Annotated in this window: 15 protein-coding genes; 8 read left to right on the top strand and 7 right to left on the bottom strand. The window is 73.2% G+C overall.

Going from position 1 to position 16,462, the window contains the following annotated elements; all coding sequences use genetic code 11:
* Positions 1-78: 78 nt before the first annotated feature.
* Positions 79-798, bottom strand: a complete 720-nt coding sequence (locus HS048_RS32020) for a hypothetical protein (RefSeq protein WP_153054275.1) — start codon at positions 796-798, stop codon at positions 79-81.
* A gap of 290 nt (positions 799-1,088) precedes the next feature.
* Between HS048_RS32020 and smc the strand changes: the two genes are divergently transcribed.
* Positions 1,089-4,775, top strand: coding sequence for a chromosome segregation protein SMC (gene smc, locus HS048_RS32015; protein ID WP_196469753.1), 3,687 nt, complete (start codon positions 1,089-1,091; stop codon positions 4,773-4,775).
* A 171-nt stretch (positions 4,776-4,946) separates the two neighbouring features.
* Positions 4,947-6,125 carry a signal recognition particle-docking protein FtsY gene (ftsY, locus tag HS048_RS32010; RefSeq protein ID WP_068897563.1) on the top strand — a complete coding sequence of 393 codons (1,179 nt, stop codon included), beginning with the start codon at positions 4,947-4,949 and terminating at the stop codon, positions 6,123-6,125.
* A 63-nt stretch (positions 6,126-6,188) separates the two neighbouring features.
* On the opposite strand, the gene HS048_RS32005 is transcribed toward ftsY, so the two are convergent.
* The 3 genes from HS048_RS32005 to HS048_RS31995 are packed head-to-tail and all read right to left on the bottom strand — an operon-like array spanning position 6,189 to position 9,228.
* Complete coding sequence (locus HS048_RS32005; RefSeq protein ID WP_068897562.1) at positions 6,189-6,986, bottom strand: ABC transporter ATP-binding protein; 798 nt, start codon at positions 6,984-6,986, stop codon at positions 6,189-6,191.
* Positions 6,983-8,170 carry an iron chelate uptake ABC transporter family permease subunit gene (locus HS048_RS32000; protein WP_307832723.1) on the bottom strand — a complete coding sequence of 396 codons (1,188 nt, stop codon included), beginning with the start codon at positions 8,168-8,170 and terminating at the stop codon, positions 6,983-6,985. The genes HS048_RS32005 and HS048_RS32000 overlap by 4 nt, the downstream gene beginning before the upstream one ends.
* Entirely contained in the window at positions 8,167-9,228 is a 1,062-nt protein-coding gene (locus HS048_RS31995; RefSeq protein WP_068897800.1) for an iron ABC transporter permease, read from the bottom strand. Before HS048_RS31995 ends, HS048_RS32000 begins: the two co-directional genes overlap by 4 nt.
* 109 nt (positions 9,229-9,337) lie before the next feature.
* Here HS048_RS31995 and HS048_RS31990 point away from each other — a divergent pair, with 109 nt between their 5' ends.
* The 3 genes from HS048_RS31990 to HS048_RS31980 all read left to right on the top strand — a co-directional run bounded on the left by HS048_RS31990 (position 9,338) and on the right by HS048_RS31980 (position 11,766).
* Positions 9,338-10,348 carry an ABC transporter substrate-binding protein gene (locus tag HS048_RS31990; RefSeq protein WP_196469752.1) on the top strand — a complete coding sequence of 337 codons (1,011 nt, stop codon included), beginning with the start codon at positions 9,338-9,340 and terminating at the stop codon, positions 10,346-10,348.
* Positions 10,349-10,490: 142 nt separating this feature from the next.
* Complete coding sequence (locus HS048_RS31985) at positions 10,491-10,889, top strand: hypothetical protein (RefSeq protein WP_068897560.1); 399 nt, start codon at positions 10,491-10,493, stop codon at positions 10,887-10,889.
* Positions 10,890-10,935: 46 nt separating this feature from the next.
* Complete coding sequence (locus HS048_RS31980) at positions 10,936-11,766, top strand: hypothetical protein (RefSeq protein ID WP_068897559.1); 831 nt, start codon at positions 10,936-10,938, stop codon at positions 11,764-11,766.
* A gap of 45 nt (positions 11,767-11,811) precedes the next feature.
* Here the strand turns inward: HS048_RS31980 and HS048_RS31975 are convergent, their stop codons facing one another.
* Positions 11,812-12,258: a YbaB/EbfC family nucleoid-associated protein gene (locus tag HS048_RS31975; protein ID WP_068897558.1), complete on the bottom strand. Its 447-nt coding sequence runs from the start codon at positions 12,256-12,258 to the stop codon at positions 11,812-11,814.
* 173 nt (positions 12,259-12,431) lie between these two features.
* Entirely contained in the window at positions 12,432-13,508 is a 1,077-nt protein-coding gene (locus tag HS048_RS31970; RefSeq protein WP_068897557.1) for a PLP-dependent cysteine synthase family protein, read from the bottom strand.
* Positions 13,509-13,774: 266 nt separating this feature from the next.
* Between HS048_RS31970 and HS048_RS31965 the strand changes: the two genes are divergently transcribed.
* Complete coding sequence (locus HS048_RS31965; protein ID WP_068897556.1) at positions 13,775-14,371, top strand: sigma-70 family RNA polymerase sigma factor; 597 nt, start codon at positions 13,775-13,777, stop codon at positions 14,369-14,371.
* Positions 14,372-14,515: 144 nt separating this feature from the next.
* On the opposite strand, the gene HS048_RS31960 is transcribed toward HS048_RS31965, so the two are convergent.
* Positions 14,516-15,358, bottom strand: coding sequence for a DMT family transporter (locus HS048_RS31960; RefSeq protein WP_230882403.1), 843 nt, complete (start codon positions 15,356-15,358; stop codon positions 14,516-14,518).
* Positions 15,359-15,440: 82 nt separating this feature from the next.
* Between HS048_RS31960 and HS048_RS31955 the strand changes: the two genes are divergently transcribed.
* Positions 15,441-16,016 (top strand): helix-turn-helix domain-containing protein, encoded by a 576-nt coding sequence (locus HS048_RS31955; RefSeq protein ID WP_068897555.1) that lies wholly within the window; start codon positions 15,441-15,443, stop codon positions 16,014-16,016.
* Positions 16,017-16,148: 132 nt separating this feature from the next.
* Positions 16,149-16,454 (top strand): hypothetical protein, encoded by a 306-nt coding sequence (locus HS048_RS31950; RefSeq protein WP_196469751.1) that lies wholly within the window; start codon positions 16,149-16,151, stop codon positions 16,452-16,454.
* Positions 16,455-16,462 lie beyond the last annotated feature (8 nt).

The raw sequence follows: 16,462 nt of genomic DNA, 5'->3' as shown, positions 1-16,462 counted from the left end.
GACGGGTTCCCGAGGCCGGCGCGGAGCAACACCTGTCCAGGGACGCCTCAACGGGGCGTCCCTTGTCATTTCCCTCCATCATCCGCCTTCTCGGAGGTGGATGTGGCGTGAGACGAAGGCCAGCTGCTCGGGCAGGACCCGGCGGCGGTAGGCCGCGTTGTGGCATCCGCCGGAGATCCCGCCCTCGGCCGTCGCGCCCAGTGCCCTCAGGCCTTTCAGCATCGTCTCGGTCTGCCTGGCCCAGCCGTCGCGGTCGCCGCAGCCCAGCCAGACGGGGATGTCCACCAGCTCGCGCAGCGGCGCCTGCGCCGTCGTGATGGCCGGTGCGACCGCCACGACCACGGCCACCTTCTTCTCGCCCAGCTCGGCGGCGAGGCGGAGCGCTCCGGCGCCCCCGGCCGACCAGCCCATCAGCCCGATCCGGTCGGTGTCCAGTCCGCAGTCGCGCAGGTAGGGCAGGAGCCGCCCCTCGATGTCCGCCGAGGGCCAGTCGTCGATCGAGGCCACCGCGAAGCGCGCGCCCCCCGCGGCCAGATAGCGGTCCACCGCGTAGAGCTCGAACGGGGTCAGCGCGTCGCCCGCGGCCCCGTGCAGCATGACCACCACCGGGATCCTGCCCCGGGTGGCCGGAGGGATGCCGATCACCACCCTGCGGTCGTCCATCGTGCTGCGCTGCAGCGTGCCCGGCGGCACCTCGGGGGGGTCGGGCATCCTGCCGCACCTGATCTGCCCGTAGGCCTTCCGGACGCCGTCCGGCCCGGCCATCACGGCGGTGGCGCCGAGGCCGAGCAGTGCCAAGCCTCCGGTGATCATAAAACTTCGTCTTCTAAGCGGATTTTCCCTGTTCTGGGGGGGTAGTGGCGCTCCCCGCTCGCCGCGCTCCACGTCCATGCAGGGCACCATAAGCCGTGCATGGGCGGGCGCGGGCGAAGAACGGTAGTCTTCCCCGCTAAGGGCCCGCCGCCGGCCCGGATCGGGTGCCGGTGCCGTGGCCCCGCGAGGTCCCGGGGACGCCGGGGCGCCGACCCGGCCTCCGCACCGGGACCTCCGGCCGATGATCCGCGCAGACCAGGGACGAGGGGGTTTCCATGTATCTGAAGACTCTCACCCTGCGCGGCTTCAAGTCCTTCGCCTCGGCGACCACGCTCCGCTTCGAGCCGGGCATCACCGCCGTCGTCGGCCCCAACGGCTCGGGCAAGTCCAACGTGGTCGACGCCCTGGCCTGGGTCATGGGCGAGCACAGCGCCAAGTCCCTGCGCGGCGGCAAGATGGAGGACGTCATCTTCGCCGGGACCTCCTCGCGGGCCCCGCTGGGCCGCGCCGAGGTCACGCTCACCATCGACAACACCGACGGCGCCCTGCCGATCGACTACACCGAGGTCACCATCAGCCGCCTGATGTTCCGGGGCGGCCAGAGCGAGTACGCCATCAACGGCGACACCTGCCGTCTCCTCGACATCCAGGAGCTGCTGTCGGACTCCGGGATCGGCCGCGAGATGCACGTCATCGTCGGCCAGGGTCAGCTCGACCAGGTCCTGCACGCCGGTCCCGAGGACCGCAGGGCGTTCATCGAGGAGGCCGCCGGCGTCCTGAAGCACCGCAAGCGCAAGGAGAAGGCGCTGCGCAAGCTGGACGCGATGCAGGCCAACATGACCCGCGTCCAGGACCTCACCACCGAGCTGCGCCGCCAGCTCAAGCCGCTGGGCCGCCAGGCGGAGATCGCCCGCAGGGCCGCCGTGATCCAGGCCGACCTCCGGGACGCGCGGCTGCGCCTGCTCGCCGACGACGTGCTCACCCTGCGGACCGCGCTGGAGCGTGAGGCCGCAGACGAGGCCGCGGTCCTGGCGCGCCGCAGAGCCGTGGAGGCGGAGCTGGAGCAGGGCCAGCGCGACGAGACCGAGCTGGAGGCCGCCGAGGCCGAGGCCCAGCCGCGCCTGGCCGCCGCGCAGGAGACCTACTTCCGGCTCTCCTCGATCCGCGACCGGCTGCGGGGCCTGGCCGGGCTGGCCGCCGAGCGGCACCGGCACGCCGCCGACACGGGTGTGGAACGGCGCGGGCGTGATCCGGAGGACCTCGAGCGCGAGGCGGAGGAGGTCCGCGAGCAGGAACGGGTCCTGGCCGAGCTGCTGGAGCAGGAGCAGGAGGCGCTGGCCCGGGAGGTGGCCCGGCGGGCCGAGGCCGAGGGCGCGCTCGCCGCGGAGGAGCGGAGACTGGCCGCCGAGGCGCGCGCCGCGGCCGACCGGCGCGAGGGACTGGCCCGGCTCCGGGGGCAGGTCGGCGCGGCGCGCAGCCGTACTGAGGCGGCCGCCGAGGAGATCGGCCGGCTGACCCGCTCGCTGACCGAGGCCGAGCACCGGGCAGAGCTGGCCCGGGCCGAGCGCGACGGCCAGGAGCAGGCCGATCCGGCGGCCGACCCCGCGCTGGCCGAGGAGCTGGAGATCGCCCTGGAGGCCGTGGAATCGGCCGGACTGGCGGTCGAGGCGGCCAAGGCCGCGGCCGATGAGGCCCGGGCGGCCGTCGGGGGGCCGAACGCGGCGCTGAGCGCGGCCGGAGCCGCCCTGGCGGCCGCGCGCACCGCCGACCAGGAGGCGCAGCGCCAGGTCGCCGCGCTGGAGGCGAGGTCCGAGGCGCTGGAGCTGAGCCTGGCCAAGGGCACGGACGGCGGTGCGGCGCTGCTGGCCGCCGCCGGTGAACCCGGCACCGGGGTGCTCGGCCCGGTCGCCACGCTGCTGACCGTCCGCCCGGGTGCGGAGGCGGCCGTGGCCGCGGTGCTCGGCGCCGCGGCCGAGGCCGTCGCGGTGGGGTCGCTCCAGTCCGCGGTGGACGCCATGGAGCTCCTGCGGGCCACCGGTCAGGGGCAGGCGTCCCTGGTCATCGCCGCCGAGGGGCCCTGCCCGCCGGCCGGTCCGGTGCCGGTGGCGGGCGCGGAGTGGGCCGCCGACCTGGTGGACGCCCCGGAGGAGCTGCGGGCGGCCGCCGCCGCGCTGCTGGCGGACGTGCTCGTCGTCGACGACCTGCAGACGGCCGGGAAGGCGGTCGAGCAGCGCCCCGGACTGCGGGCCGTCACCCGTTCCGGCGACCTGCTGGGCGCCTACGCGGCCCGGGGCGGTTCCGAGCCGGGCTCGTCGGCCCTGGCGGTGCGGGCCGCGCTGGACGAGGCCGCGGCCGACCTGGCCGGGGCCCGGGTGGCGGCCGAGCGGGCCGCGGCGGTCATGGAGGAGGCGGCGCGGGCCGAGGAGGAGGCGCGGCTCGCCGTGGACGCCGCGCGCGCCCGGGCGGCGGAGGCCCAGACGGGCGTGCAGACCGCCCAGGCCGGGGTCAACGCGGCGCAGGCCGCGCTGGACCAGGTCCGGAGCAGGCAGCGCGACGCCGACCAGCGGGCCGCGGCGGCGGCCCGGCGGCTCGCCCAGCTCGATGCGGCGGCGCAGGCCGCCCGCGACGAGTGCCTGCGGCTGGCCGAGGGCGTGCGGGCCGCCGAGGAGGCGCGCGGGCGGGGCATGGCCGAGCTGGCGGAGCTGGAGGAGCGGCTGGTCGCCGCCGCGGACGCCGCGGAGGTGGAGGACGAGCCGTCCACGGCGGTCCGCGACGAGCTCGCCGAGCTCTGCGCGGAGGCCCGGCAGGCCGAGATGGAGGCCCGCCTGGCCGTACGGACGGCCGAGGAGCGGGTCAAGGGCATCGCGGGCCGGGCCGAAGGGCTGGTGCGGGCGGCAGCGCGGGAGCGCGAGGAGCGCGCCAGGGCGGCCGAGCTCCGGGAGCGCCGGCGCCGGCAGGCGGAGGCGGCCGCGGCGGTCGTGCGGGGCGCGGAGTCGGCCCTGCGCGCGCTGGAGACCTCGATCGCCGCGGCCGCCGTCCAGCGCGACGAGGCCGAGCAGGCCCGCGGCCGGATCGACGCCTCGCTCAGGTCCGTCCGCGCCCGGGTCCGGGAGCTCTCCGCGGAGCTCGACAAGCTGGTCAACCGGGTGCACGGCAGCGAGATGGCCAGGACCGAGCAGCGGCTGCGCCTGGAGCAGCTGCAGACCCGCGCGGTGGAGGAGTACGGCGTCGAGCCGGACGTCCTCATCGCCGAGTACGGCCCCGGCGAGCCGGTCCCGTCGGCCGACGGCGAGCCGGCGCCGTACGACCGGCAGGAGCAGGAGAAGCGGGCCAGGGCGGCCGAACGGCAGATGGCGCAGCTGGGCAAGGTGAACCCGCTGGCGCTGGAGGAGTTCGCGGCGCTGGAGGAGCGGCACGCGTTCCTCACCTCGCAGCTGGAGGACCTCAAGAAGACCCGCCGGGACCTGCTGCTGGTGGTCAAGGAGGTCGACGAGCGGGTCGAGCAGGTCTTCTCGGCCGCCTACGCCGACGTGGCCAGGGAGTTCCAGACGATCTTCGGCAGGGTCTTCCCCGGCGGGGAGGGCCGGCTGCTGCTCACCGACCCCGAGGACATGCTGACCACGGGGGTCGAGGTCGAGGCGCGGCCGCCGGGCAAGAAGGTCAAGCGCCTGTCGCTGCTGTCGGGCGGCGAGCGCTCGCTGACCGCGGTGGCGTTCCTGGTGGCCATCTTCAAGGCGCGGCCCTCGCCGTTCTACGTGATGGACGAGGTCGAGGCGGCCCTGGACGACACCAACACCCAGCGGTTGCTGACCCTCTTCGAGGAGCTGCGGGAGACCTCCCAGCTCATCGTCATCACCCACCAGAAGCGGACCATGGAGATCGCCGACGCGCTGTACGGCGTGTCGATGCGGGGCGACGGCGTCACCCAGGTCATCAGCCAGCGGCTGAAGGCCGACTCCTGACCCCGGCGCCCGGCGGGATCCGGGCCGGGGGGTGGTGCCGAAAGGCGCGGTGCCGCGCGGGATCCGGGCCGGGGCGGGCGGTGCCGGAAGGACGCGGTGCCGAAAGGACACGGAACGTCCCGAACCTCGAAAGGTCGGACTATCACCGGGCGTCTGGGAAACTAGGCGGTTGTGGAGAGCTATCTCGGCCTGATCCTGATCATCGCCGCCGTCGTCGTGCTGACGGCGGGCGGCATGTTCCTGCTGTTCCGACAGGGGCGGAAGGCGGCCCCGCCGCCGGTGAGACCGCCGGAGGCGCCGCCGATCCCCGAGGAGGAGAGGCAGGCGCCGTCCAAGGGCGCCGTCATCGAGGACGAGGCGACGACCACCGTCCCGCCCCCGGCCCGGCCGGTCGAGGTCCCGGTCGCCCCGCCGATCGAGGTCCCGCCGCCGTCCGCCGGCCGGATGGTGCGCCTCCGCGCCCGGCTGGCCCGCTCCCAGAGCACCCTCGGCAAGGGCCTGCTGGAGCTGCTCTCCCGCGACCGCCTCGACGACGACGTCTGGGACGAGATCGAGGAGACCCTGATCACCGCCGACGTGGGCGTCGCACCGACCCAGGCGATGGTCGAGGAGCTGCGCACCCGGGTGAAGGTGCTGGGCAGCCGGACGCCGACCGAGGTCCGCGGCCTGCTGAAGGAGCAGCTGCTCACCCAGATCGGCGCCGACACCGACCGCACCCTGCGGGTCGCCAAGCACGGCGAGCGCCCGGCCGTCGTCCTCGTGGTGGGCGTCAACGGCACGGGCAAGACCACCACCACCGGCAAGCTGGCCCGGTCCCTGATCGGCGACGGCAACCGGGTGGTGCTCGGCGCGGCCGACACCTTCCGCGCCGCCGCCGCCGACCAGCTCCAGACCTGGGGCGACCGGGTCGGGGCCGAGGTGGTGCGCGGCCCCGAGGGGGGCGACCCCGCCTCCGTCGCCTTCGACGCCGTGGCCAAGGGCATGGAGGAGAAGGTCGACGTCGTGATCGTGGACACGGCCGGCCGCCTGCACACCAAGACCGGCCTGATGGACGAGCTCGGCAAGGTCAAGCGCGTCATCGAGAAGAAGGCCACGGTGGACGAGGTGCTGCTGGTCCTCGACGCCACCACCGGTCAGAACGGCATGCGCCAGGCCCAGGTGTTCGCCGAGGTCGTCAACATCACCGGCATCGCCCTGACCAAGCTCGACGGCACCGCCAAGGGCGGCATCGTCATCTCGGTCCAGCGCGAGCTGGGCGTCCCGGTCAAGCTCGTCGGCCTCGGCGAGGGCCCCGACGACCTGGCCCCGTTCGACCCCGAGGTCTTCGTGGACGCGCTGCTGGGCGACTGATCCCGTACGGACGACAGGGCCGCCTCCCGGAACCCGGGGGCGGCCCTTCCCCTTTCCCCGGGATCAGCTCCGGGCCGCGGGCTGGCGCACTCCGATGGGGATGACCAGCGGGGTGCCCGCGACCGGATCCTCGATGACCTTGGCGTCGAGGTCGAAGACCTCCGAGAGCAGCGACTCGGTGAGCACCTCCGCCGGGGCGCCCGCGGCGATGACCCTGCCGCCGCGCATGGCGACCAGCCGGTCGGCGTAGCGGGCGGCCAGGTTGAGGTCGTGCAGGACCATCACGACGGTACGGCCCAGCTCGCCGTGGAGCCTGCGGACGAGTTCCAGCACCTCGATCTGGTGCGCCAGGTCCAGGAAGGTCGTCGGCTCGTCGAGCAGGAGCAGGTCGGTGCCCTGCGCGAGGGCCATGGAGATCCAGGCGCGCTGGCGCTGGCCGCCGGAGAGCTCGTCCAGCGGGCGCTCGCCCAGGTCGAGCAGGCCCGTCATGGACAGCGCCTCGCTCACCGCGGACTCGTCGTCGGACGACCACTGCCGGTACCAGGTCTGGTGCGGGTGCCGCCCCCGGGCCACCAGGTCGGCCACGGTCAGCCCCTCGGGGGCCGTCGGCGCCTGCGGGAGCACGCCGAGGACCTTGGCGACCTCCTTGGTGGGCATGCGGTCGATGCGCTTGCCGTCCAGCAGCACCTCGCCGCCGGAGGGCTTGAGCAGCCGCCCCAGCGCCCGGAGCAGCGTGGACTTGCCGCACCCGTTGGGGCCGATGATCGTGGTCACCGTGCCGGTCTCGATGCCCAGGTCGAGTCCGTCGACGATGACGCGGTCGCCGTACCCCAGCCTGACGTCGACGGCTTGAAGTCTCATGAACGGGCCTCTCTGCGCACGCGGACGAGAAGGTAGATCAGATAGGGGGCGCCGAGGACGGCGGTGACCACGCCCACCGGCAGCTCGACGGGGCTGAACGCGGTCCGCGCGGCCAGGTCGGCGGCGGTGGTGAGGACGGCGCCGGTCAGCGCGGAGACCACCAGCGGGGGCTGGGCCGTACCGGCCAGGCGGAGCGCGATCTGCGGGGCGGCCAGCGCGACGAAGGCGACGGGCCCGGCGGAGGCCGTGGCGACCGCGGCGAGCAGCACCGCGGCGAGGATCATCAGACCGCGCGCGAGGTTCATCCGCACGCCCAGCCCGGTCACCGTGTCGTCGCCGAAGCGCAGCGCGCCGAGCGAGCGGGTGCCCAGCAGCGTCAGCGGGACGAGCACGGCCAGCGCGAGCGCGACCGGATGGACGTGCTCCCAGCCCCGGCCGTGCAGCGAGCCGCTGATCCAGACCATGGCGCGGCTGCTGTCGTTGACGTCGCCGACGGTCAGCAGCCAGTACTTGACGTTGCCGAACACGGCGGTGACGCCGATGCCGACCAGGACCAGGCGGTAGCCGTCCAGCCCGCCCCGCCAGGCCAGCAGGTAGACGGCCAGCGCACCGGCCAGGCCGCCCGCCAGGGCCAGCGCCGGGATGCCGAACGTGACCAGGGCGCCGCTGGGCCCGCCGGCGGTGCTCCCCGCGGCCACGATGGCCGCGACCACGGCCACGCTGGCGCCGGTGGTGACGCCGAGGATGTCGGGACTGGCCAGCGGGTTGCGGGCGACGGCCTGGGTGATCGCGCCGGACAGCGCGAACGCCGTGCCGACCAGCGCGCCGGTGAGCGCGCGGGGGAGCCGGAGCTCCATCACCACGAAGTGGGCCGGCCCGTCTCCGGCGATCGCCTGGAACACCTCGGGCACCGTCATCGGCAGGTCGCCGATGCGCATGCCGAGCCCCATCAGCAGCAGCGCGGCGGCCAGCAGGACCAGGCAGACGGCCGCCGAGCGCAGGCGGAGCAGCCACGAGGCGGGACCGAGGCGGACCGGCCGCTCGCGCGGGAGCCGCAGGCGGGCGGAGGACGCCTCGGCGCCGCGGGGAGGGCCGCCGGGAGGGTCTTCGGCGAGGCCGCCGCGGAGGCCGCCGGGAGGGTCTTCGGGAAGGGCGCCGGTGCCGCCGCCGGGGAGGAGGGTCACAGGCGCACCGGCTTCCTGCGGCGGACCAGGGCGACGAAGAACGGCGCGCCGGTCAGCGCGAGCACGACGCCGACCTCCAGCTCGCCGGGGCGGGCGACGACCCGGCCGACCACGTCGGCCAGGAGGAGGGCGGTCGCGCCGGCCAGCCCGGAGTACGGCAGGAGCCAGCGGTGGTCCGGGCCGGACAGGGGCCGGACCAGGTGCGGGACCATCAGGCCGACGAAGGCGAGCGAGCCGCAGGCCGCGACCGCGCCGCCGGTGAGCAGGGTGACCGCGGCGACGCCGACCGCGCGGGTCAGCGCGACGTTCTGGCCGAGGGCGCGGGCGACGTCCTCGCCCAGGGAGAGCGCGTTGAGGCCGGGGGCGTTCACGAGCGCCAGGACCAGGCCGGCCGCGATGAACGGCAGCACCTGCCAGGCGGTCTCGGCGCCGCGCGCGGCGATGGAGCCCGTCTGCCAGAACCGGAAGACGTCCATGGCCTGGTCGTCGGCGAGCACGAGGGCCGAGGTGAGGCCGTAGAGGAAGGCGCTGACCGCGGTGCCGGCCAGGGCCAGGGTGACCGGGGTGGGCCCGCCGCGACCGCCGGCCATGCCGAGCGCGAAGACGCCCACGCTGGCGACCAGGGCGCCCGCCATGCCGAACCAGACGTAGGAGTAGAGGCTGGTGACGCCCAGGACCATGATGCTCAGCACCATCGCGAACGCGGCCCCCTGGGTGACGCCGAGCAGCCCGGGGTCGGCCAGGGGATTGCGGGTGTGGCCCTGCATGAGCGCGCCCGCGACGCCGAGCGCGACCCCGGCCAGGATGCCCAGCGCCGTCCTGGGCACCCGCAGCGAGCGGACGATGATGTCGCTCTCGGTGCCGGTCGGCCCGGTGAGCCCGTGCCAGACGCCGGAGAGCGGGACGGACTTGGCGCCGATCGCGATGCTCAGCACGACCGCCGCGGCGAGGGCGGCGGACAGCCCGGCCAGGACGAGCAGGAGCCGTCCCCGGCGGGCCTGGAGCGTCCGTGCGCGACCGGGGGACGGCGGCCGCGCCGCGGCTACCGCTGTGCTCACCCGCACCCCTCTCGTCCACCGGTCGTTTGCCGGAACCGCTCCGAGTATGCCAGTTTAGGCATGGCTAAGCTAAATGAGGTTAGCCTTACCTGCCTGAGAGGATCTCCAGATGAGAGCGCTACGTACGCTGACCGTGAGTGTGGCGGGAGCCGTACTGGCTCTCGGACTAGCGGCCTGCGGATCGGACACCTCCGGTGCGGCGGGCGGCACGACCACCGCGGCGCCCTCGGCGCCCGCGGCCGACGGCGCGTCCTACCCGCGGACGGTGAAGCACGCCATGGGCGAGACCGAGATCCCGGCGCAGCCCAAGCGGGTCGTCGCGCTCGACCAGAGCTTCGTCGACGCGGTGCTGACGCTGGACACCGAGGTCGTCGGCTACACCGTCTACCGGGGCATCGACGAGAAGCTCCCCGACTACCTGGCCCCGGTCATGGACCAGGCGCAGAACATCAAGCCGGTCGGCACCCTGGAGGCGCCGAGCCTGGAGCAGATCATCGCGCTCAAGCCCGATCTGATCGTCTCGGCGAAGATCCGCCACGAGGCGCTGTACGACAAGCTCACGCAGATCGCGCCGACGGTGTTCAGCGAGACCACCGGCGCCATCTGGAAGGACAACCTCCGGCTGATGGGCCGGGCCCTGGGCAAGGAGGCCCTCGCCGACGAGCGGATCAAGGCCTACGAGGACCGCGCGGCCAAGATCGGCGAGGCCATCAAGGCCAAGGAGGGGGAGATGCCCACCGTCTCCGTCGCCCGGTTCGCCGGTGAGCCGACCGTCCGCCTGTACGTGGAGAACTCCTACTCCGGCCTGGTGCTGAAGGACGTCGGCTTCCCGCGCCCCGAGGGCCAGCCGACCACCACTGAGACGATCATGGTGCCGATCAGCGAGGAGAACATCCCGCAGCTCGATGCCGACCACATCTTCGTCGTCTCCTACCCGGACCCGGAGGTCCAGGCGATCCAGAAGAAGTTCCAGACCAACCCGCTCTGGGGCAAGCTCAAGGGCGAGCAGCACGTGGTCGACGACACCACCTGGATGGCGGCCGTCGGCCTCCAGGGCGCCCACGTCGTCCTCGACGACCTGGCGAAGATCTTCGAGGTCGACCCGGCCAAGGCCGGCTGACCGCGTCCCGCGGACGAGCCCGGCACCGTTCGGGTGCCGGGCTTTTCCGTATGAAAGATCACATAAGGATGGCCTTCTCCCGTCCGTTCTTGATTTACTTCCCGTTCATGCAAGTCGCGACGAGGACGGGAGGCCGGCACCGATGGTCGAGGTCGACGCGGAGAAGCTGAGGAGCGCGACGGACGAGCTGATCGCCACGCTGCTGCCCCTCGCGGAGGACGCCAGCACGCTGGCCGACGGGACCCACCTGAGCGCCTACCAGTGGGGCGCCATCGGCGCGGCCACGGTCGCCGGCAACTACACCCCCGCCCGCGAGTACCAGGCCCGGCAGCTGAAGGACTTCGTCGCGTGCCTCAACGGCGTCCACGCGGGCCTGCTCAGCGTGGTGGCCCACTACCGGGCGGCCGAGCTCGCCGCCCTGCAGGCCGCCGCCGACGTGGAGAACAAGGTCCAGAAGGTGGCCGATCTCCAGGCGAAGCTCCGCCAGGACCAGGCGGACCTGGCGGAGGCCCGCAAGAAGGACCAGGGACTGACGGACTAGCGCGGCTGCGGACGGCAGGCGGAGAACACGGACGGGGGAGGGATCCATGGCGGGAGAAGAGCCGCTCACCGGCCTGATCGGCCAGACGGCGGTCATCGCCGGAATGAAGGCGCTGGGCACCTACGGGCCGGCCTGGGCGTCGACCATGGCCAAGATCCAGCTGGCGGGCAAGCTCGCCAAGCCGGCGGCGGGTGCGGGAGCCGTCTGGCTGCTCGCCCAGCCGTGGGGCGACGAGCAGATCACCAAGGTGTGGAACGACTGGCGCACGGTCAACCTCAAGCTGATGCACCTGCGGATGCGGGAGTGGGACACCAAGCTCAAGGCGGTCCAGGACGCCTGGCCCGAGGGGGCCGACCGCAGGGCGTTCGACCGCTTCATGGCGGTGGTCTTCCACGAGGTCATCCAGACGGAGAACGCCGCCGCGCAGATGGCCACCTCCGTGCAGAACGCCCAGTCGGAGATCCACAAGATCGTCGACAACGCCGGGACGGTCATCAACGCCCTGCTGGGCGTCATCATCACCTCGGAGATCATGCAGCTGATCGGGAGCCGCATGCAGGCCGTGGGGGCGGCGAACCCCACCCCCGCCGGTGCCGCGCTGGTGGTGAAGGGGAAGGCGATCCAGAGCATGGCCGAGGCCACGAAGGACTCCTCCGGCCTCATCCTCATGGGCACGGCGGTCAACGCGGTCGTCGGCGCGACCGCGGCGCTCATCTTCAGCCTCGGCAACCTGTCGGCGCTGATGAGCGCGGACAACCAGTTCCCGCTGCCGCAGGCCAACCTGGACAGCGACGGCACCGACGGCAGGACGGACTTCGACGACATCCGGCGCCGCAGCGTGCAGCAGTCCGGCAGTGAGGGCTGGAGCCGCATCTGACCGGCGGCCGGCGGGGCACCGCGTGCCCCGCCGGCCGCCCGGGCGTCAGCTCCCGTACCTGTCGCGCAACTCCTGCAGGCTGCGCAGCGCCTCGGAGACGCGCGGGTCGGACGTGATCGAGGAGTCGACGTCCATGCGCGGCAGCCTGCCCTGGAGCGACTCGCTGAACCCGTTCGCCCGGCCGATGACGGGCTCGAGCACCTCGGTCATCCGGGCCGTGGCCCGCTCGGTGGCGGTGGTGGAGGCCTCCATGATGGCCTCGGCCAGCGCCGCGGAGCCCAGCCGCATGGCCCGCGGGTCGATGTCCACCCCGAGCAGCGCGCCGCCCGGGGCGACCTCGACCCGCACCAGGCCGTCGGCGGCCTCGCCGCGTCCCCGCAGGTCGGCGAGCTCCTCGTAGATCTTCTCGTAGTGCCGGGAGACCGCGCCGAAATCGTCGAGCAGCCGATCGACGTCGGCGTTCCCGGTCCGTCCGGGACGATCATGTGACATGTCGCGCACCCCTTCTCTCGGCCGCTTCAAGATCCGTCCATGTGGTGTTCACCCTATGGCAGGCAGGTCGTCCCGGCCCGGGCGGGACGACCTCCGCGGCGGTCCCGCCGGGGAGGCGGCCTCTCGGGGCCTCCCGCCGGGAGGCCCCTTCCCGGACCTTCAGGACCCGGCCTTCAGGACCCGGAGAGGAAGGCGCGGAACTCGTCCAGGTGCGGGGCGATGTCCAGGCCGCGGCCGGCCAGCCAGGCGTCGTCGGCGTAGGTGCCGCGGTAGCGCTCGCCGCCGTCGCAGATCAGCGTCACCACGCTGCCCCGCTCGCCCGCCTCGCGCATCTCCCGGATGAGCTGTACGGCCGCCGCCACGTTGGTCCCGGTGGAGCCGCCCACGTCCCGGCCGGTGACCTCGCGGACCCAGCGCATGGCGGCGACGGACCGGGCGTCGGGGACCTGGATCATGCGGTCGATCACGGCGGGCATGAAGGACGGCTCGACCCGGGGGCGGCCGATGCCCTCGATGATGGAGCCGGGGGCGGTGACCTCGGGGTCGCCGGAGCACCAGGAGGGGTAGAAGGCCGAGCCCTCGGGGTCCACCACGGCCAGCCGGGTGGCGTGGCGGCGGTAGCGGATGTAGCGGCCGATCGTGGAGGAGGTGCCGCCGGTCCCGGCGCCGACCACGATCCAGGCGGGCTCGGGGTGGGGCTCCATCGCCATCTGGTTGAAGATGCTCTCGGCGATGTTGTTGTTGCCGCGCCAGTCGGTGGCCCGCTCGGCGTAGGTGAACTGGTCCATGAAGTGGCCGCCCGTCTCGGCGGCCAGCCGCCGGGACTCGGAGTAGATCGTCCCGGGATCGTCCACCAGGTGGCACTTGCCGCCGTGGAACTCGATCAGGGCGATCTTCTCGGGCGAGGTGGAGGCGGGCATCACCGCGATGAACGGCAGGCCGAGCAGGCGGGCGAAGTAGGCCTCGCTCACCGCGGTCGACCCGCTGGAGGCCTCCACGACCGTGGTGGAGGGGCCGATCCAGCCGCCGGCCAGGCCGTACAGGAACAACGAGCGGGCCAGGCGGTGCTTGAGTGAACCGGTGGGGTGGACGGACTCGTCTTTCAGGTAGAGGTTTACTCCCCAGTGCGCGGGCAGCGGAAAGACGTGGAGATGAGTGTCGCAGCTACGGTTGGCGTCGGCCTCGACGAGGCGGATGGCCTCGGCCACCCAGGAGCGGGTCTCGGGGTCGTGTCGGTCCACGTATCGCATGCCCCCAAAGGTAGTCCTACCAGGCGTTATGTGATACCAGACACATTCTCTGTCAAGTCGAGTGAAGGATGTTACGATAACGATACTTGTCCGACTGTAGGGCGTGTCGCGTCCGCCCACGGCACGGGCACCCATCGACCTTTCGACCGTGCGGAATCCTTAACGGCCCTCTTACGACGCCGATGGGACCATGAGCCGGACCGTCGAGAAGACTGTGCCGCATCCGGGGCAGGCGGTCATGGGGGGAAGAACACGAGGGGGATGACATGATCTCGATAACCGACGAGCAGCGGCAGGACTGGTTCGAACGCGACGTCGTGCCGGTGACCGGGCAGCTCTACGCATCCGCCATGCGTCTGACCCGCAACTCGGCCGACGCCGAGGACCTGGTGCAGGAGACCGTCACCAAGGCGTTCACCTCCTACCACCAGTTCCGCGAGGGCACCAACCTCAAGGCGTGGCTGCACCGGATCCTCACCAACAACTTCATCAACGACTACCGCAAGAAGCAGCGCTCGCCGAAGCTCTCGGCCACCGAGGAGATCGAGGACTGGCAGCTGGCCGCCGCCGAGTCCCACACCTCCACCGGCCTCAAGTCGGCCGAGACCGAGGCCCTGGAGCAGCTTCCCGACAACGCGGTGATGAACGCCCTGCGCGCCCTGCCGGAGGACTTCCGGGTGGCCGTCTACCTCGCCGACGTCGAGGGCTTCGCCTACAAGGAGATCGCGGAGCGGATGGGCACCCCCATCGGCACGGTCATGTCCCGGCTGCACCGCGGCCGCCGCCAGCTCCGCACCATGCTGGCCGACTACGCCCACGAGGAGGGCGCGCTCCGGCTTCCGGAGCAGCGCCAGGCCGCCTAGCCGGTGGTCCCCGGGCCGGGCGGGACGACGGGGGGTCGTCCCGCGGCGATCGGCGGGGCCGGTCCGGTCATCCCGCGTCCCCGGAGCGGTCGCGTTCCCGCGTCCTCCGAGCGGTCGGAGGGCCCCGGCCGGGGCGGCCGGAGATCAGCCCGCGGCGATCAGCGCGACCGCGGCGAGCGTGGCCCCGATCCCCGTCAGCTGAACCCCGTTGAGCCGTTCGCCGAGCACGTAGCGGGCCAGTACCAGCGTGCTCGCCGGGTACAGCGAGGCCAGCACGCCGACGAGGGCGATCATGCCGCGCTGCTCGGCCAGCACGAACAGGACGTTGGCCGCCATGTCCAGCGCCCCGGCCACCACGATGATCCGCAGCGCGCCGCCGTTCCCGGGGCGCAGGCTGCGGCGGGTGGCCACGGCCAGCAGGGCGATCAGCGCCACCGAGGCCAGCCGGGCGCCGAACAGCGGCCACATGCCGCCGTCCCCGGGGCTGCGGGCGAGCAGGATGAAGAAGCAGCCGAAGCCCGCGCCGGAGCCCAGCGCGGCCAGGACCGGGCCGTAGGCGCGGCCCGCCGAGGCGGAGGAGGAGTCCCGGCTGACCAGGACCACCGCCACCAGGGCCAGCGCGATGCCGCCCAGCGCGACCGGCTGGGGGCGCTCGCCGGTCGCCAGGCCGTACAGCACCGGGAGCGTCGCCGAGGTCGCCGCGGTGACCGGCGCGACCACGGACATCACGCCGGTGGCCAGGGCGCGGTAGAACAGCACCAGCGCGGCGGCGCCGGCCACCCCGGCCGCCATGCCCCAGGCGAGGGCCGCGGCGCTGGGCGTGCCCGGCAGGAACGGCAGCAGCGCCGCGACCAGGGCCAGTCCTGCCAGCTGGGAGAGCACGACCACCGCGAGCACCTGCGAGCGCCGGGTGGCGAGCCCGCCGAAGAAGTCCGCCGTGCCGTACACCAGGGCGCAGGCCGTCGCCAGGACCACCGCTGTCATCATTCACCTCAGTCCATTGGATTGCACTGTTAGTACAGCACACTGAGATCAGTGGAATGTACGTGAAGTTCACTACACTGCACTCATGGACCCGGAGACGATCACCGCCGCCATCGCCAACAACGTGCGCGCCCAGCGGGCGCACCGGCAGATGACGCTCGACGAGCTCGCCGCGCGGTCGGGGGTCAGCCGGGGCATGCTGGTCCAGGTCGAGCAGGGCAGGACCAACCCCAGCATCAACACGCTGACCCGGATCGCCGACGCGCTCGGGGTGACGGTCGCGCGGATGGTCGAGGTCTCCGACACGCCCGTGGTCCGCGTCGTGCACCCGGCCGACGTGGTCACCTTCGCGCACGGCCGGGCGAGCGCGGCCCGCCTGCTGGTCGGCACCGACGCGCCCGCCATCCTGGAGCTGTGGGACTGGCGGCTGGCCCCCGGCGACCACCACGACGGCGACGCCCACCCGCCGGGGACCCGGGAGATGCTGACGGTGCTCGAGGGCGAGCTCACCCTCACCGTGTACGGCCGCAGCCACGTCGTCGGCACCGACGGGGCCGTCGTGTTCAGCGCGGACCGGCCGCACAGGTACGCCAACGAGGGCGAAGGCCCGCTCCGCTTCGTGATGGTCGTGACGGAGCCGCGCGAGACGCCCGACCAATAACGCCGAAGGGCTTCACGGTGACGGTGCGAAGCCGCATGATTGCAGAATGCGACTTCGGATGTTCCGGATGGGTGTGCCCGACTCGCTCCCCGGCTGCTGTCCGCTGCCGCCGACGTCCGCCGGAGGGACGGCGTGAGCGGGCGGGACGGGGCGGCGGCCGCCCTGCGGGCGGAGCTGGAGAGGCTGAGGATCACCGGCGCCTGCGAGCTCGGGGACGGGGTCACCCTCTCCGTCTGGGTCGGCCTGGTGGTGCGCTTCCGTGATGGTTTCTACCGGTGGCGGGAAGGCTCGGTGAAGTGTCGCCATCTGGGTACAGATCCCACTGGATGCGCCATTCGGATAGCACGCCGACACGCCGAGCTGCAGACCGACGTCCCACTCTGGTGGGAGGACCTGGCCAAGATCTTGCGGGAGGAGGCGGCGGAGGACCGCCGCTGACCTCCGCG

It is taken from the genome of Planomonospora sp. ID91781 (assembly GCF_015711595.1).
GTDB lineage: Bacteria > Actinomycetota > Actinomycetes > Streptosporangiales > Streptosporangiaceae > Planomonospora > Planomonospora parontospora.
This window is presented reverse-complemented; position numbering and strand designations above follow the sequence as displayed.

What these genes read in the sequence shown, in the direction of transcription:
- smc (WP_196469753.1), top strand. Translation starts at nt 1,089, where the DNA reads ATGTATCTGAAGACTCTCACCCTGCGCGGCTTCAAGTCCTTCGCCTCG.
- HS048_RS32005 (WP_068897562.1), bottom strand. Translation starts at nt 6,986, where the DNA reads ATGAGACTTCAAGCCGTCGACGTCAGGCTGGGGTACGGCGACCGCGTC.
- HS048_RS31990 (WP_196469752.1), top strand. Translation starts at nt 9,338, where the DNA reads ATGAGAGCGCTACGTACGCTGACCGTGAGTGTGGCGGGAGCCGTACTG.
- HS048_RS31985 (WP_068897560.1), top strand. Translation starts at nt 10,491, where the DNA reads ATGGTCGAGGTCGACGCGGAGAAGCTGAGGAGCGCGACGGACGAGCTG.
- HS048_RS31980 (WP_068897559.1), top strand. Translation starts at nt 10,936, where the DNA reads ATGGCGGGAGAAGAGCCGCTCACCGGCCTGATCGGCCAGACGGCGGTC.
- HS048_RS31975 (WP_068897558.1), bottom strand. Translation starts at nt 12,258, where the DNA reads ATGTCACATGATCGTCCCGGACGGACCGGGAACGCCGACGTCGATCGG.
- HS048_RS31970 (WP_068897557.1), bottom strand. Translation starts at nt 13,508, where the DNA reads ATGCGATACGTGGACCGACACGACCCCGAGACCCGCTCCTGGGTGGCC.
- HS048_RS31965 (WP_068897556.1), top strand. Translation starts at nt 13,775, where the DNA reads ATGATCTCGATAACCGACGAGCAGCGGCAGGACTGGTTCGAACGCGAC.
- HS048_RS31960 (WP_230882403.1), bottom strand. Translation starts at nt 15,358, where the DNA reads ATGATGACAGCGGTGGTCCTGGCGACGGCCTGCGCCCTGGTGTACGGC.
- HS048_RS31955 (WP_068897555.1), top strand. Translation starts at nt 15,441, where the DNA reads ATGGACCCGGAGACGATCACCGCCGCCATCGCCAACAACGTGCGCGCC.